Origin of the sequence: Amycolatopsis sp., from assembly GCF_025464955.1 — a bacterium.
In the GTDB taxonomy this organism is placed as follows: domain Bacteria; phylum Actinomycetota; class Actinomycetes; order Mycobacteriales; family Pseudonocardiaceae; genus Amycolatopsis.
Genome location: NZ_JAODNM010000114.1, coordinates 22,939 through 38,740, shown reverse-complemented (window position 1 = coordinate 38,740; position 15,802 = coordinate 22,939). Strand labels below are relative to the sequence as shown.

Annotated in this window: 16 protein-coding genes; 6 read left to right on the top strand and 10 right to left on the bottom strand. The window is 69.1% G+C overall.

Annotation, left to right across the window (positions count from 1 at the left end):
• Nucleotides 1-295 precede the first annotated feature (295 nt).
• The 3 genes from JWQ81_RS26860 to JWQ81_RS26850 all read left to right on the top strand — a co-directional run bounded on the left by JWQ81_RS26860 (nt 296) and on the right by JWQ81_RS26850 (nt 4,153).
• A complete protein-coding gene (locus tag JWQ81_RS26860; protein WP_297545758.1) occupies nt 296-1,945 on the top strand; it encodes a S53 family serine peptidase in 1,650 nt (549 codons plus the stop codon).
• A gap of 282 nt (nt 1,946-2,227) precedes the next feature.
• On the top strand, nt 2,228-2,509 hold the full coding sequence (locus JWQ81_RS26855) for an isoamylase early set domain-containing protein (protein ID WP_297545757.1): 282 nt from the start codon (nt 2,228-2,230) through the stop codon (nt 2,507-2,509).
• 138 nt (nt 2,510-2,647) lie between these two features.
• Nucleotides 2,648-4,153, top strand: a complete 1,506-nt coding sequence (locus JWQ81_RS26850; protein ID WP_297545756.1) for an alpha/beta hydrolase — start codon at nt 2,648-2,650, stop codon at nt 4,151-4,153.
• Nucleotides 4,154-4,171: 18 nt separating this feature from the next.
• Here JWQ81_RS26850 and JWQ81_RS26845 read toward each other — a convergent pair whose 3' ends face one another.
• A complete protein-coding gene (locus tag JWQ81_RS26845) occupies nt 4,172-4,552 on the bottom strand; it encodes a VOC family protein (RefSeq protein ID WP_297545754.1) in 381 nt (126 codons plus the stop codon).
• Nucleotides 4,553-4,600: 48 nt separating this feature from the next.
• Nucleotides 4,601-5,116, bottom strand: a complete 516-nt coding sequence (locus JWQ81_RS26840) for a helix-turn-helix domain-containing protein (protein ID WP_297545752.1) — start codon at nt 5,114-5,116, stop codon at nt 4,601-4,603.
• A 106-nt stretch (nt 5,117-5,222) separates the two neighbouring features.
• On the opposite strand from JWQ81_RS26840, the gene JWQ81_RS26835 reads away from it, so the two are divergent.
• Entirely contained in the window at nt 5,223-6,638 is a 1,416-nt protein-coding gene (locus JWQ81_RS26835; protein WP_297545751.1) for an MFS transporter, read from the top strand.
• A 24-nt stretch (nt 6,639-6,662) separates the two neighbouring features.
• Here JWQ81_RS26835 and JWQ81_RS26830 read toward each other — a convergent pair whose 3' ends face one another.
• From JWQ81_RS26830 to JWQ81_RS26815, 4 genes are read right to left on the bottom strand one after another with little or no spacing between them, the layout of a single operon-like run.
• On the bottom strand, nt 6,663-7,085 hold the full coding sequence (locus tag JWQ81_RS26830; protein WP_366942338.1) for a helix-turn-helix domain-containing protein: 423 nt from the start codon (nt 7,083-7,085) through the stop codon (nt 6,663-6,665).
• Between the two features lie 44 nt (nt 7,086-7,129).
• Nucleotides 7,130-8,134, bottom strand: a complete 1,005-nt coding sequence (locus tag JWQ81_RS26825; protein WP_297545747.1) for an NADP-dependent oxidoreductase — start codon at nt 8,132-8,134, stop codon at nt 7,130-7,132.
• Nucleotides 8,131-9,120, bottom strand: a complete 990-nt coding sequence (locus JWQ81_RS26820; protein WP_297545745.1) for an LLM class F420-dependent oxidoreductase — start codon at nt 9,118-9,120, stop codon at nt 8,131-8,133. Before JWQ81_RS26820 ends, JWQ81_RS26825 begins: the two co-directional genes overlap by 4 nt.
• Nucleotides 9,117-10,304, bottom strand: coding sequence for an acyl-CoA dehydrogenase family protein (locus JWQ81_RS26815; protein ID WP_297545744.1), 1,188 nt, complete (start codon nt 10,302-10,304; stop codon nt 9,117-9,119). Before JWQ81_RS26815 ends, JWQ81_RS26820 begins: the two co-directional genes overlap by 4 nt.
• 211 nt (nt 10,305-10,515) lie before the next feature.
• On the opposite strand from JWQ81_RS26815, the gene JWQ81_RS26810 reads away from it, so the two are divergent.
• Nucleotides 10,516-11,298 carry a S1 family peptidase gene (locus JWQ81_RS26810; RefSeq protein ID WP_297545742.1) on the top strand — a complete coding sequence of 261 codons (783 nt, stop codon included), beginning with the start codon at nt 10,516-10,518 and terminating at the stop codon, nt 11,296-11,298.
• A 49-nt stretch (nt 11,299-11,347) separates the two neighbouring features.
• Here JWQ81_RS26810 and JWQ81_RS26805 read toward each other — a convergent pair whose 3' ends face one another.
• The 3 genes from JWQ81_RS26805 to JWQ81_RS45105 all read right to left on the bottom strand — a co-directional run bounded on the left by JWQ81_RS26805 (nt 11,348) and on the right by JWQ81_RS45105 (nt 14,519).
• On the bottom strand, nt 11,348-12,079 hold the full coding sequence (locus JWQ81_RS26805) for an SDR family oxidoreductase (protein WP_297545740.1): 732 nt from the start codon (nt 12,077-12,079) through the stop codon (nt 11,348-11,350).
• Nucleotides 12,080-12,373: 294 nt separating this feature from the next.
• Nucleotides 12,374-14,125 (bottom strand): cytochrome c biogenesis protein DipZ, encoded by a 1,752-nt coding sequence (locus JWQ81_RS26800; protein ID WP_297545808.1) that lies wholly within the window; start codon nt 14,123-14,125, stop codon nt 12,374-12,376.
• A 181-nt stretch (nt 14,126-14,306) separates the two neighbouring features.
• Nucleotides 14,307-14,519 (bottom strand): hypothetical protein, encoded by a 213-nt coding sequence (locus JWQ81_RS45105; RefSeq protein WP_366942340.1) that lies wholly within the window; start codon nt 14,517-14,519, stop codon nt 14,307-14,309.
• 263 nt (nt 14,520-14,782) lie between these two features.
• Between JWQ81_RS45105 and JWQ81_RS26795 the strand changes: the two genes are divergently transcribed.
• The gene (locus tag JWQ81_RS26795) at nt 14,783-14,932 is read left to right on the top strand and encodes a TetR/AcrR family transcriptional regulator C-terminal domain-containing protein (protein WP_297545738.1); all 150 of its coding nucleotides are present in this window, start codon (nt 14,783-14,785) and stop codon (nt 14,930-14,932) included.
• Nucleotides 14,933-14,984: 52 nt separating this feature from the next.
• Here JWQ81_RS26795 and JWQ81_RS26790 read toward each other — a convergent pair whose 3' ends face one another.
• Complete coding sequence (locus JWQ81_RS26790; RefSeq protein ID WP_297545736.1) at nt 14,985-15,788, bottom strand: FHA domain-containing protein; 804 nt, start codon at nt 15,786-15,788, stop codon at nt 14,985-14,987.
• Between the last annotated feature and the right edge of the window lie 14 nt (nt 15,789-15,802).

Here is a 15,802-nt window from a genome sequence, read left to right as displayed (position 1 = left end):
TCACCAACAGACCATTTATCGAAGAATTCCCGACACCGGCCGTGATCGCCAGTCGCCTCACCAGCACGTACGCAGACAAAGGCTGACACATCCGGGCAAGAAGGACATTTCGTGACAATTCAGGATGGATCACTCGGCATATAGCACAGGAAACATGCCGGAAACAAAAATGGGATATCGGAAAGGCCAGCCAAAAGTAGGTATCTCCGCATGATCCCGCCTTCTTAAACTCAGCGCGAGCCTGCGGCAGTCAATGCTCCCGGGCGACGGTCCCCCACCGCTGAGAGGAATCAGCATGCGCTTGCGCACGCTCGCCGCAGCTATCGTCCCACTGCCGGCTCTGCTGGGTATGTCCCTGATCGGCACCGCCTCCGCGGCGCCCAATCCTTTGGTCACGCTGTCCGGCAACACCGCCCCACTGGCACAGAGCGCCAGAACGGGCGACGTCGCGACCGGCGAGCAGATCACCGCCGCGTTGTCGCTGAAGCTGCACAACCAGGCGGCGCTCGACAAGTTCCTCACCGACGTCCAGAACCCGAAGTCGGCCGAGTACCACCACTTCCTGACCGCGCCGCAGTTCAACGCGGCCTTCGGCCCGACGCAGGCGGACGTGGACCAGGCGCTGCCGTTCCTCAAGCAGAGCGGCGTGTCGAACATCGAGGTCTCGGCCAACCGGCAGGTCATCACCTTCAGTGGTAGCGCCGCGCAGCTCGAGTCGGCCTTCCACACCAGCATCGGCAACTACACCGACGCGGCGACCGGCCGCCACTTCTACGCCAACGACGCCGCGCCGGCCTTGCCCGCCAACGTTTCCTCGGTAGTAGCGAACGTCGTCGGCCTGGACAACCACTCCCTCAAGCAGCACCCCGCCACCCCGAAGGCGAGCCCCAAGGTCGTCAAGGCGGTCACCCCGGCGATCCTGAAGTCGGCCTACGGCACGGGAAGCCTTTCGGCCACCGGCGCCGGCGTCACCGTCGGTTTCGTGGAGTTCGACGGCTACCAGAAGAGCAACCTCAGCACGTTCGACTCCACCAACGGGCTCTCCACCGGCACCGTGACCACGGTGCCGGTCAGCGGCCAGAACTACGACTCTAACCCCGGTAGCGGCCAGACCGAGGTCGAGCTCGACGTCGAGGTCGTCCAGGGCATCGCCCCGAAGGCCAACGCCCTGGTCTACGAGGCACCGAACTCCAACGCAGGCGAGCTGGCGATGTACCAGAAGATCGCCTCGGACAACAAGGCCAAGGTCGTCTCGATCTCGTGGGGCTCTTGTGAATCGTCAGAAGGGTCCAGCGCGGCCAACAGTGTGAACTCGGCACTGGCGACGGGCACCGCTGAGGGCATCTCCTACTTCGCCGCCGCGGGCGACGACGGTACGACCGACTGTGTCCGCTCGACCGGCAGCACCAGCAAGGCCGTGGACTTCCCCGCGTCCAGCCCGAACATCACCGGCGTCGGCGGCACCCAGCTCACGGTGACCTCGTCCAACGGTTACAGCAGCGAGAAGACCTGGAACGACGGCGCGTCCGGCGGCTCCACCGGCGGCGGCATCTCGACCCTGTTCACCGCCCCGTCCTGGCAGTCCTCGCAGTCCACGACCAAGCGCAAGGTCCCGGACGTCGCGGCCGACGCCGCTGAAGGCTCCGCCTACACCATCTTCTCCGCCGGTTCGTGGGGGAACGTGTGGGGCACCTCTGGCGCCACCCCGCTGTGGGCAGGCTTCGCCGTACTGCAGAACCAGATCCACGGCGGTTCGCTCGGAAACCTGAACCCGACGCTTTACAGCATCGGTAACGGCTCTTCGCGCACCACCGGCTTCAACGACGTCACCACCGGCAACAACACCCTGAACGGCACGACCGGCTTCACCGCCGGCACCGGCTACGACCAGGTCACCGGTTGGGGCTCCTTCAAGGGCGTCGGCCTCTCGGGCCTGATCGGCTAGTCGCCACCCAGCAAGGAGAAGCCCGCCAACGGATCCCCCGTTGGCGGGCTTCCCTTTTGCCGCCGATTGGCCGAAGTCGATAACCGCAACTCGACGGCGAGTTGCGGTAGTTGCGCACGCTAAGCATCGCAACTCGACGGCGAGTTGCGATGGATCTCGGCCGTCGCAAACACGGTCGAGTGGATCGGGCAGCGCCTCCGGCCGGTTTCCCCGAGCCGGGTCTCCGGACCTGCCATCATCAAGATCAACTCAGCAGGCCTGCCGGAGAGAGGAACCACAGCGGTGATCCGCACCAACCGTGGCAAGAACGAGACCGTCAAACTGACCTTCGTCCTGCCAGGCGAAGAGCCTGCCGGACGCATCAGCGTGGTCGGCGATTTCAACGACTGGCGCCCGGGACGACACGAGCTGCGGAAGCGGTCCAACGGCACGCGGTCGGCGTCGGTGGAGGTGCCGTCCGGGACGACGGTGTGCTTCCGGTACCTCGGCCCCGACGGTCACTGGTTCGACGACCCGGACGCCCACCTCAACGACCACCGCGGCGGGCTCTATCGAACCTCTTGACGGCGGTTTGTGGCGCTCCACACATTTCGGGCAAAGCGTGCCGCGCCGGGGATACTCCGTGCAGGGCAAGGGAAATCCTGCTCTCGACGCAACCGCGGAAGCGCTTGCGGCATCCTGGCACGAAATGAGGAACACCTGGTGAAACGTCTCGTTACCGGCGTTGTGCTGTCCGCGGCACTCGCGGCGGCGACACTGACCGGGGTGAGCGGCCCAGCCGCCGCCACCCCGCTCAACCCGATCGTGTGGGGCGCCTGTTCGGACCCGACGCTGGTCCAAGGCGGGGCGCAGTGCGGCACGCTCTCCGTCCCGCTCGATCACGTCCTCCCGTTCGGCACGCAGATCACGCTTGCGCTTTCCCGCGTCAAGCACAAGTCGCCGGACAACGCGTACCAGGGCGTCGCCGTGTCACTGCCGGACGCGCTGAGCGGGACGGGCGTGAACCAGTCACTCACCGGCGGGCGCCTGCCGAACGGCGCCGGCGACACCTACGACTGGGTCGGCTTCGCACCGCGCGGTCTCGCGCCCAGCGTGCCGACGCTTTCCTGCATCCCGGACTACCTGGACTTCAACCGGTCCGACTACGTGACGACCACGCCGGCCGCGGAGCAGGTTTGGCTCGACCGCGTCAAGGGCTACGCCGACGCGTGCGCGAAGAACCAGCCGGCGCTGCTCGACCACCTGAAGACCACCGACAAAGCCGCGGACCTGGAAAACATCCGGGCGGCGCTCGGGGTCAACCAGCTGAACCTGTTCGGCCAGTCCTACGGCACCTATCTCGGCCAGGTGTACGCGACGCTGTTCCCGAGCCACGTCCGGCGGATCGTGCTCGACAGCAACGTGAACCCGAGCCGGGTCTGGTACGGCGCGGCGGCCTTCGACCAGGCCGTCCCCCTCGAGAACAACCTGCGGCTCTGGTTCGACTGGCTGGCGTCCCACGACGACGTCTATCACCTCGGTGCGACGCGTGATGCGGTGACGACGACGTGGAACGCGCAGCTGGCGAAGCTGCGGGTCGCCCCGGCGGACGGCGCGGTCGGGCCGGACGAGTGGGCCGACATGATGCTGTTCACGCCGTACTTCCAGTCGACGTGGCCGATCATGGGCTCGGCGTTCGCGAACTACGTCCGCACCGGGGACGGCGTACCGCTGAAGGCGATGTTCTCCCAGTTCCTCCAGCACGGCAACGACAACGTCCTCGCCAACGAGCTCGCGCAGGTGTGCACCGACGCGCCGTGGCCGGCGAACTGGAGCAAGTGGCACAACGACTCCGTCGCGACCGACCTGAAGGCGCCGGACACGACCTGGGGCAACACCTGGGCCAACGCACCGTGCTTCTTCTGGCACGCCAAGGCCGGAATTCCCGTACGGGTCAACGGTTACGGCGTCAAGAGCGCTCTGCTCGTCGACGAGACACTGGATGCGGCGACGCCGTTCGAAGGCAGCCTGGAGGTGCGTTCACGCTTCCCCGGTGCTTCGCTCGTCAGCGTCACCGGCGGCACGAACAATGCCGGGTCGCTGAGCGGAAACACCTGCGTGGACTCGAAAATCGCCGCGTACTTCGCCACCGGCAGCCTGCCGGCGCGAAAGCCGGGACGCCAGGCGGACGTGCAATGCGCGCCGCTCCCCCTGCCGTCCCCGTCCTGATCATGCCCCGGCGGCGGGTCAGCCGACCTGCCCGCCGGGATCACGCGACGCAAGGAATTCCAGCCGGTTGCCCACGGTGTCGAAGGCATAAAACCGGCGGTAGCCCGGGAAGTATTCGTCCCACTGGACTTCGACGTCCCGCTCGCTGAGACGCGCGGCCAGGCCGTCGAGGTCGTCGACAAGGATTCCCGGATGCGCTTTGCGCGCGGGACGGAAGTCCGGCTCGACACCCAGGTGGATCTCGAGCCGATCGGCCCGCACCCACAGCCCGCCGCGCGCCGCCAGCGCCGGCGGCTTCACCAGCTCGGTCATGCCCAGCGCGTCGACGTAGAACCGCCGGCAGTCGTCCTCACTGCCCGCCGGAATCGCCAGCTGGACATGATGCAGCCCAAACCTCATCGCTCTGTCCTCCCCGGACGCGCAAATAGTACGTCCGTACTGTATAGCTCAGGTGACGGGTTCCAGCAAGGGACGCGGGAGCGACAAGGCGACGGAGATCGGGTCCGCGTCGGGGCCGGTCGCCATACCGGGACCGGGAACCATCACCATCGCCGCGGGCACGACGGTCTCGCCGCAGACGGGGCACCCGCCGAGCGGATCGGGTTCACCGCCGCAGCCGGCGTGGACGAACACCCGGCGCCGGCCGTCGGGCGCGTAATGCGCGTCACCCCACTGGGAAAGCGTGCGCACAACCGGCCACAGCTCCAGCCCCTTGTCCGTCAGCTCGTACTCGAAACGACGTCCGGGCCCCGGAGTCCTGCCTAGGACGCCTTCGCCGACCAGGAACTCCAGCCGTTCTGTCAGCACCGCGCGCGGAATCTGCAGGTGGGCTGAGAAGTCGCTGAACCGACGCAAGCCGAAGAACGCGTCTCGGACGATCAGCAGTGACCATCGCTCACCGACGACCTCGAGCGCTCGCGCTATCGAGCAGGACTGGCCGAGGTATTCACGGGGAAGCGCCATGCGGCCAAGTCTGTCACAGAAGAGTTCATTCAGCGAACCAATCGTGCTAGCCTCCGCTGAGTTCACTGAACGAACCAATCCGAGTGGACCTGCCTGGAGGACCCGCATGGACACGCCCGACACCCGGACCGGCGCGACGCTCGCGATCACGGCCGGCGGGACGCTGCTCGGCCTGGCCGCGTTCTCCACGCCGCTCTCGATCGTGCCGTCGGTCGCCGGCGGCCTCCATGCGGGCACGACCGCGACGTCGTGGGTCCTCAGCTCGATGAGCCTGGGCCTCGCCGTCGCACTGCTCACCGCGGGCGCGGTCGGCGACGACTTCGGCAGACGCCGGGTGTTCACCGGCGGCGCGATCGTCCTGGCCCTCGGCTCGGCGGTCTCCGGGGTCGCGCCGAACGCGCTCACGTTCGTCGTCGGCCGCGTCGCCGAGGGGATCGGCGCGGCGGCGGTGATCGCTTGCGGGCTGGCGATCATCAGTCACACCTTCCCGCCCGGCCCGGCTCGCGCCCACGCGACCGGGATCTGGGGCGCGTGCCTCGGCGCCGGTATCGCGCTGGGCCCGCTCGCCGGATCGCTGCTCGACACGGCCTTCGGCTGGCGCTACACCTATTTGCTGCTCACCGTTCTCTCGCTCGGCCTCGCCGCGCTGGGTCGGTTCCGGCTCAGCGAGTCCCATTCCGGACGCGCTCGGACGATCGACGGCGTTGGCGCCGCGCTGCTCGGAATCGGGCTCGCCAGTCTGCTGGCCGCGCTGACCCAAGGCCGCCAAAGCTGGACGAGCCCACTCGAACTGAGTCTGATCGCCGGCGCGGTGGTGTTCCTGGTCGCGTTCGTCGCTCATCAGGGGCGCGCGAGCGGCGCCATGCTGGACCTGACGCTGTTCCGGCGGCCGGCGCTGAACGCGGCGACGCTGGGCGCGTTCGTCAGCGGCGCCGGGATCACCGCGCTGATGTCGTTCCTGGGCACCCTGCTGGAGCGGGGAATGGCCCGCTCGACGATCGCCGCTTCGGTGCTTCTCCTCGCCTGGTCCGCGACGAGCGTGGTGTCGGCGCTGCTCACCCGCCGCATCCCGGCGAGCGTGTCCGGCGGCGTGAAGCTGAGCGTGGGACTGGTCGTCGTCGCGGTCGGGCTCGTGCCGCTGACGACACTCACCCCGGGTTCGACGACCTGGCACCTCGTCGGCGGCATGCTCGTCGCCGGTGTGGGCACCGGGGTGGTCAACGCGAGCCTCGCCCGCGAAGCCGTCGCGAGCGTCCCCGCGGCGCGTGCCGGTTCGGGCAGCGGGATCAACAACACGAGCCGTTACGTCGGCGCGGCGATCGGCGTCACCGTGGTCACCATCGTCGCCGTGCACCCGTCGACGGACCCGGCAGGCAGCCTTGTCGCAGGCTGGAACACCGCGGTACTCGGCTGCATGGCCTTCACCCTGATCGGCGCGGCGGCCGTGTTCCTGCTCCACCGCGCCGACGCCGCCTGGACCGCGCGCCCGGCAAAGACCCCGACGCAAGCGTTTGCGCGGTAAGGGGTCCGGTTCAGGGGATACGACTCAGTTGTTTCGAAAGCCGGGGCCGGGTTCGGACGAGACGTTGTCCGCGGTGATCGGGCCCCCACAGTGCCCGCAAGCCAGGAACGGCTCGTCGAGGTGGCCGCAGTCGTTGTGGCGCAACACGATCGGCGGCCCTTCCGGCCCCGCCAGGTACGTGTCACCCCAGCGCATCAGCGCCGCGATCGCCGGGAACAGGTCCCGCCCGGCCTGGGTCAGGCGGTACTCGTGCCGGTCCGGGTCGGTGGCGTACCGGACCCGGTCCAGCAGCCCGGCGTCGACGAGCGTCTTGAGCCGCGCGGACAACGTCGGCCGCGGGATGGCCAGGTTGCGCGCGAACTCGCCGTAGCGCCGCACGCCGAAAAACGTCTCGCGGAGGATCAGCAACGTCCACCGCTCACCGACCAGGCCCAGCGCGCGTCCCACCGATTCTCCTTCGAACCGGTGGGTCAGGTCCTGTTCGGAGCGCATCACAAAGCCAGGACGAGTTTGCCGGTGTTCCCGCCGGTGAACAGCTGGAGGAGCGTCTCGGGGAACTTCTCGATCCCGCCTTCGACGACGTGCTCGCGCGACTTGAGCTGCCCGGAGCCGATCCAGCCGCTGAGCTCCGCGATGGCCTCGGGGTAGCGCTTGACGTAGTCGAAGACGACGAACCCGGTCATCGACGCGCGCGCGACGAGCAGCTGCATGTAGTTGGCCGGGCCCTTCGGCCGCTCCGCGGAGTTGTACTGCGAAACAGCACCGCTCAACACGACTCGCGCGCCGCGAGCGAGGCACGCCAGCACCGCTTCGAGGATCTCGCCGCCGACGTTGTCGAGGAAGACGTCGACGCCGTCGGGTGCAAGCGAACGAAGCTGCTTGCGGACGTCACCGGCCTTGTAGTCGATCGCGGCGTCGAAGCCGAGTTCCTCGACGAGCACGCGGCACTTCTCCGCGCCCCCGGCGATCCCGATCGTGCGGCAGCCCTTGATCTTCGCGATCTGCCCGGCGACGTTGCCGACCGAACCGGCGGCCGCCGACACGACGACGGTTTCCCCCTCCTTGATCTTCCCGACGTCCATCAGCCCGAAGTACGCGGTGATCCCGCTGATGCCCAGCACACCGAGCTGCACCGGAGCCGGCGCCAGCGAGGTGTCGATCTGCTGGACGCCCTTGCCGTCGGAGACGGCGTACCGCTGGACGCCGAACGCGCCCGATACGGTGTCGCCGACCTCGAACTTCGGGTGGTTCGAGTCGATGATGTGCCCGATCCCCTGCGCGCGCATCACCTCGCCGATCTCGACCGGCGGCACGTAGGAGCGGCCCGCGTTCATCCACGAGCGCATGGCCGGGTCGAGCGAAAGGTAGTCGAGCTGGACCCGGAACTGGCCCTCGCCCGCCTCCGCGGCGGGCTCTTCCCGGTACTCCCAGTCCGACGGCTTCGGCAGGCCGACCGGGCGAGCCGCGAGCAGGTACTGGGCGTTGGCGAGAGTCATGCGGTGAGCTCCTTTTCCAGGGGTGACAAGGCCGCGAGGACATTGTGTCCCGCGGGGTCTTCAGCAGTGCACGGTACGACGCCGACGTGATCGGCGCCTGCCGCGTGGTAGGCCGCGAGGCGGTCGGAAACCTGCGCGGCCGACCCGATGGCACACACGGACGCGATCAATTCGGCGGGGATTTCCGCGGCGAGCGTGGCCCGTCGCGTGCCGGCACGGGCGCGTTCCACGAGCGCGCCGTGCCCGAGCTCGCTGAACATTTCCCCGTAGCCGGGCGGTTTGAGGTAGACCGCGAGCTGCCCGGCGAGCTGCGCGATCGCCGCGTCACCGGGATCGAGCGCGCCGGTCACCCAGACCGCGATACGGGGCGCGGGCCGTCCGGCGGCACGGGCGTGCGCGTCGACGGCGGCGCGTACCCGGGCGACGTGCTCAGGTGTGACGAGGTTCAGGACGATCTCGTCGGCTTCTTCGGCGGCGACACGCGTCATCGCCGGGCCGAACGCGGCAACCGAGATCGACGCCGACGGCTGCGGGCTGCGGAGCCGGAAACCGTGCGACCGCACGTGTTTTCCGTCGAAGTCGGCACGTTCGCCGTCGAGCAGCGCGCGCACGGCGCGGACCGACTCCCGCATCCTCGGCGCGGGCGAGTCCCACGGCCGGTCGTGCCAGCCGCTGACGATCGCCGGGTTGGCCGCGCCGAGCGCGAGATCCACCGGGCGTCCGATGAGACCGGCCACAGAGGACAGTCCTAACGCGAGCGCCACCGGGCTGCGGACGCCCACGGCAAGCGGCCCGACCCGCAGGCCGATCCGCTCGGTGCGGAGACCGATCGCCGTGGCCAGCGCGAACGCGTCGAAGGTCACCATCTCGCCGACCCAGACCGTCGGGAAGCCCAGCCTGTCCGCCTCGATGGCGATGTCGACGGCTTCTTCGTCGGGCCGGTCGAGCCAGTACGGCATCACCACGCCGAGTTCGGCCTTGCTCACAGCTGCCCGGTGTTGGTGGGCAGGCCGAGCAGGATCCGCCCGGTCAGCTCGAAGCTCGCCGGGTTGACCTGGAAGTGCGCGGTCGCGGTGTGCGCGTCGCGGAAGCGGCGCTGCAGCGGCGACTTCTCGTAGATGGCCGAGCCGCCGCCCAGGTCATACATCGACGCGGTGACCTCGGCGGCGGTTCGGGTGGCGTGCGACGCGGCGAGCCGGAGGCCCATCCGCAGCGACTCGGAGACCGGCTCAGACTCCTGGGCAGCGACCCAGGCGTCGTCGATGGCCTGGTAGTACAGCCCGCGCGCGGCTCGCAACGCCGCTTCCGCCTGGGCGACGGCGGCTTGGGTCTGCGAACGTTCGGCGATGGACCGGCTCGAACCGAGCGTCACCTTGGAAGTGGCCAGCTCGACCAGCTCGTCGATCGCCCCGCGGGCATTGCCCAGCGCGGCGGCCGCGATCGACAGCGCGAAAAATCCGAAGACCGGGAAGCGGTGCAACGGCTCGGCACCCGCCGGCGGGCCGTCCATCACCGAGAACACGCGGTGGTCCGGCACGAACACCTCGTCGGCGACCGAATCGTGGCTGCCGGTGCCACGCAGGCCCGAGGTGTGCCAGGTGTCGAGGACCTGCAGGTCGGACTTGGGAAACGCCGCAGTGCGGATCACCGGCGCCTCACCTTCGGCCCCGGCCAGCATGAAACCGCCGAACATCCAGTCCGCGTGGGTGATGCCGCTGCAGAACGACCACTGACCGGACACCACGACCCCGCCCGGGACCTTGCGTCCCTTCGCGCGGGGCGCCCACACCCCGGCCGCGACCGTGCGCGGATCGCCGAAGATCTCTTGCCCGGCTTCCGGTGACACGTACGCCCCGAGCAGGCTGCTGGTGACGGCGATCGACACGCACCAGCCGGTCGACGCGTCTCCGCGCGCGATCGTCTCCGCGGTTTCGAGGATCACCGCGGGCGGCACGCCGACGCCACCGAGCCCGGTGGGCAGGCCGGCGCGGAAAAGGCCGGAATCCTTGAGCTTCGCGAGCACCTCGGGCGCCAGCGAGCGCTGCTGTTCGGTGGTCGCCGCAAGCTCGCGGGCCAGGTCGGAGCTCTCGGACGCGGCACGACGCAGGTCCTCGAAACCGGATGCCCCGCCGCGAGTCAGGTCCGGCCGGGTGATCACGGAGTCGGTCATTCGAATCCCCTTCGGCTTCCGATTCAACTACATGTGGTTCATTTTTCTTACCGGTTCAGTTTCGTTACCAACACCGCCGCTGTCAAGGCGGGATTTCTGTCCGCAAGCTCACGGAGCCATTGAGGACCAATCGGTTGCGTCCGGCCCGAAGACCAGGTCTGCTGTCCTCTGCACTGGTGGGACACAAACCTTGAACAACTGGGAGCTGCTCGTGACAGGAAGAAAACGCTCGCTGGCCGTCGCCGTCGGCGCGCTGCTCGCGGCGGCGATCGTGCAGGCCTCGCCGGCCGCGGCGATCGCGAACGGACAGGATGTACCCGACGGGGCCTACCGCTTCTCGGTCGCCCTGTCGATGCCGAAGATCACCCAATCCAACGGTGTCGTCCGGGCCAGCGCCTGCTCGGCCGCGCTGATCGATCCACAGTGGATCATCACCGCCGGGCACTGCCTGCACGACGGCGACCGCCACCGGGTCAGCGGCCCGCCGCGGTACCAGGTCATCGCGACCATCGGGCAGGCGACGCTGTCCGGCACCACCGGGACCAAGGTGGACCTCGTCGACGTCGTGCAGAGCCCGACGTCCGATATGGCGATCGCGAAGCTCGCCACCCCGGTCCGCGGGGTGAAGCCGCTCGCGCTGTCGACAAAGGCTCCCGCTGCCGGGGACATCCTCCGGCTCGTCGGCTGGGGTGACGCCGACGCCACCGGCGATCTGACCCATCGACCCGACCGCATGCAGACCGGGCAGTTCAAGGTGACCAGCGCCGACGCCTCGCAGGTCTACGTCGCCGGGTACCGGCCGACCGAGACCACGAGCGCCTGCCCGTTCGACTCAGGTGCCCCGTACTTCGCCGAAACCCCGTACGGGTCGCCGCGCCTGGTCGCCACCGAGGTCAGCGGACCGGACTGCCCGCACGCGGGCGACGAGACCACCGCGCGGATCGACGTCCTGCGCGACTGGATCTGCCAGGAGCTCGCCGACCACAAGTCCTAGTGCTGGGTGATTCCGGTGGCGGGTCTCGGCCCGCCACCGGAAATCCCGGTCAGCGGGCGGTGTGCGCGCCGCCGTTGACGTGGACGACCTGCCCGGTGAGGTGTCCGGCACCCGGGTTCGCCAGGAAGAACAGCAGGTCCGCGACCTCCTCCGGCTTGCCGGCGCGCTTGTTCAGCGCGACAGCGACCCGCTCGGCCACCCACTCCTCGGTCACCGTGCCGTGGAAGAACTCGGTGTCGGCGATGACCCCCGGCGCGACGACGTTGGCCGTGATCCCCTTCGGCGCCAACTGCTTGGCCACATCGACGTTCCACGCCTCGATCGCGGCCTTCGCGGCGCCGTAGGAGCCGGACCCCTGCTTGGCCGCGATCGAGCCGATGGTGACGACGCGCGCGTTGTCGGCGAAGCGCGGCTTCAGCGCCTCGGTCATCAGGACCGCGGTCAGCACGTTGGCTTGGAAATTCGCTTCCCAGTTCGCGGCGATCCCGTCGAGGTCACCGGGGGCGACGGCGTCACGGACCCGGTCGGTGTTGCCGCCGGCGTTGTTGATCAGTACGTCGACCTGTTCGGGTAGCCCGGCCAGCGCGCCGCGGACCGCGACCGGGTCGGCGGCGTCGAACGCCACGTACTTCGCACCCAGCAGAGCGGCCGCTTCGGCGAGCACCTTTTCCCGGCGGCCGGTGATGGTCACCGAATCCCCCGCCTTCACGAACAAGGCCGCGACGGCGTACCCGATTCCTGTGCCACCACCGGTGACGACGACTTCCCTTGTTGGTGTCATGGGTCGATCATGGTGCAGACCACTGGTTTCCCACTAGCGCTATCGCCGGAAAAGTGACCTATCCCGGACGCCTTCCCGCTGCCCGGGACATCGGAACCCGTTCAGCGGCACCGAATACGCGACCGTGTTCCGATCGCCGGGATCAGCCGCCGACCGCGCGGTCGACCGCTTCGACGCTCAGGTCGACGTCGGCCTCGGTGGTGTTCCAGCCGGACACCGAGCTCCGCAGGTCCGTCCGAAGTGGACGGACAGGGCCGCGGGCCCCCGCGACAGGAGCCCGAAAAGTGGCTGGGACTAGCCGAAGGTGAAGTCGTAGGCCTGGACGCCGGGGGTCGCGGACAGGCTCAGCACGGCGTGCTGGGCCGTGGGTCCGCTGACGAGGGTGTAGAACTTGGGCGGCCCGGACACGGTGATCGAGCTGGTCTTTCCGTTGACCTGAACGGCCACGGTGCCCGTCCCGCCGAGGACGAGGTAGACATCGCTGGCCTCATAGTCGAGCTCCAGCTTGGCGTCCGGGCCGGCCGTGATCTGTTCGGGCTGGGCGTTCCACGTTCCGGACAGGGCGAAGGTATCGGCTTCGAGGCCGGGCGGGAAGTCGTACGGCTGCGACTGGCCCTGTTGCGGCGCCTGCCCCGAAGTGTGCAGCGGCGCGTACTGATAGCCCAGATAGGTTTCCGGGGTCTGCTGCTCGGTCGGCGTCGTATCCGGGACTTCGGTCGCCGGGGGCAGTGAGCCGGATGTGGCGGAGTCCGAAAGCAGCTGCCGGATCAGTTCCTCGGTGCCGCCGTAGTCGCCCTCGCCGAAGTTGGTGTGCCGGATCTGGCCAGACTGGTCGATGAGGTACTCGGCGGGCCAGTATTGGTTGGCGTAGGCGTTCCAGGTGCCGTAGTCGTTGTCGATCGCGATCGGGTAGTTCACCCCGAGGCTGTGCGCCTGCTGGGTCACGTTCGCCGTGTCGTGCTCGAACGCGAACTCCGGTGTGTGCACCCCGATCACGACCAGGCCCGCGTTCACATACGCCCGGGACCAGGCCTCGAGATGAGGCAGCGTCCGCTGGCAGTTGATACAGCTGTAGGTCCAGAAGTCGATCAGGACCACCTTGCCGCGCAGCCCGGCGAGCGTGAGCGGCTTGTCCCCCGGGGTGTTCAGCCAGCCGTTGATCCCGGTGAACGCCGGCGCTGTCCCGCAGTCCTGCAAGGTCGGCTCGGTCTCGGTGCAGGTGTTGCCGACGCCGGTGGCAGTCGCGCTGCCGCCGCCGGACGTGAGCTGGTGCAACTGGTTCGTCGCCCCCGGGTCGCCCTCGACCGACTGCTGCAGCGCTGCGGTGTAACCGGGCACGCTGCGCTGCAACCCGTCGGTGAGGTTGAACCCGATCAGGGCCGCCACGACGATCATGACCACCCCGGCGCTGATCCGCAGGGCCGGGGCGCGGCGGCGCAGGAACCCCGTGCGGCGGGCGAGCGCGTTGCCCGCCAACGCCAGGATCAGCAGCGGAACCCCGGTCCCCACGCCGAAAGCGATGGTCAGGACGACAGCGCCGAACCCGACATGGTGACTGGCCCCGACCACCGCGATCGTCGCCAGCACAGGACCCGCGCAGGGGACGAAAAGCAGGCCGAGCCCGAGGCCGACGACCAGACCGTTGCTGTCGGGGTTGACCGGCCGCCCCCGCAACCGCGCGAACGGGCGCTCGAGGAGATCGCCGACCCGGTGGAAAATCAGCCCGAGCCCGATGATCACCAGCACCACGATCCCCGCGTCGCGCAGCAGGGTCTGCGGCAGGTGCAACGCGCTGAGCACGAGCGAACCGAACAGCGTCGACAAGCTGAAGCTCACCACCAGCCCCGCGACCACCCCGTACGGCCGCCACGACCTGGTGCGCACCGGCTCGGCGGCTTCGGTGTCCCCGGTAGCCCCCGCCTCCCCGGTCCCGGCGCCGCGGCGAACCGCGCCACTCGTCAAAACCACGGGAAGCACCGGCAGGACACACGGCGAGATACTCGTGATCACGCCCGCCAGGAACCCGACGATGACCAGGGTGATCATGCACAGCTCCTCGCCATCGGAAAGATTTCGCCTCTGCAGCCTACGTCTCCCCTGACACCGAGCCGGACCGCCGAGCGTTACCGATCCCTTACGGGGCAAGGCCAAATCGTCCATAACAGACGACCGCGCCACACCTGCGCAACTCGCCGCCGACTTGCCGTGACCACCGCTCGGGACGCCGTCACGCGGACACGAGTGCCGGCCGGGACACCAGCTGCGCCAGCACGTCGGCCAGCACGGACCGCGGGTCTTCCGGCACGGCCGAGGTCCGCCACGCGATGATCCCGTCCGGCCGGACCAATGCCGCCCCACCGGGCCGAACCAGTCCAATGTAGACAAATCGGCACCGGGCAGCCAAAGGTGCGGCGCGCGGGTGCCGGACCGGCCGCCCCACTCGCTCGGCCGCCGCGCCTGCGGCAGATCCTCCCCTGCCCCCAGCACCGCCGACGAGCGGTGCAGATGGCCGACTGACATCGCGACGTTGCCGATGATCGCCACGTCTGCGGCGGCAGCACCCTGGGCGTGCCCGTCGTTCCGGGCGAACAGCTGCTCATGACAGAGCCAGGCCACCGGACGCCGCTCGGCGTCGTAGCTGGCCAGGAGGTCGGGGCCGGCAGCGCCCGTCCGCACGGCGGCGAGCTTCCACGCGAGGTTTCGATGGCGCCGTACATGGCCCGGATGATCGCCACCGGCCGCTACCCGATGCTCGGCCGCGCCATGACCGATTCGACCCAGCTCGCCGCGGACATCACCTTCACCCAGGGCCTCGGCTACGTCCTAGACGGCCTGGCCGCGCACCTTCACTGACGGCACTGCTTCACTGACGACACTGCGACGTGCCCGCATCCGAAAGCGCGGATCAGCCCTCGTCGGGGCGGTCGAGGAGGGCGAGATCGGGCGGTACCAACGAGTTCGACAGCATCAGTTCGCGGATCAGGTTGTCGTTCAAGGTGTTGCCCACCGGCTCGCCCACCTCCTCCCGCATCAGGCCGGACACGCCGGCGCGGGAAAGCCGGGCGCGTACGGGCACGACGACGTGCTCGACCCGCTTCACCGTCCACCGCCCGTCCGGCTGGAGCTCGGAGAGCTGGTGGGCGACCTGGCGCCAGGTCAGCGGCTGCGGATACGACTCCTGCAGCAGGTAGCGCTGCGCCAGCGCGACGAGCGCGAGCCGCTCGTCGGGGCTGAGCCGCCAGACCTGCGGCGGATCGGTTTCGTCGTAGGTCCGCAACACCGGACGCTGCCCGTCCGACCCGGCGACGTAGAACTCCAGCAGGTGTTCCCGTTGCCCGGAACCGCGCACGAACACCGCCGTGTAGCCCTCCGCGAGCGGCACCGGCTCGGACTCGGGGTGCAGCTCCATCGAGCCGGGCAGCCGGATCGGGCGTTTCCCGGTGGTGCGCATCCACCAGCGGCCCTCACGCCGGATCACGATGCCGTGCACCCGGCTGACCTTGCGGTCGTCCTCGCCGACACACACGTGCACGTCGGGCCGGTTGCGTCCGAACAGGATGGTCCGGCCCTCCCTCGGCGCCACCACGAAGCCGCCGGCGATACCCAGTACGTAGATCGTGCCGGGCGCCGACGGCGGCACCCCGAAGGCGAGGCTGCCGTGGGACGGCGGAAGGGCACGGCCGCCATCGTCCACTCTGCTCTGCTGCACGCCGTTCCTCCCGG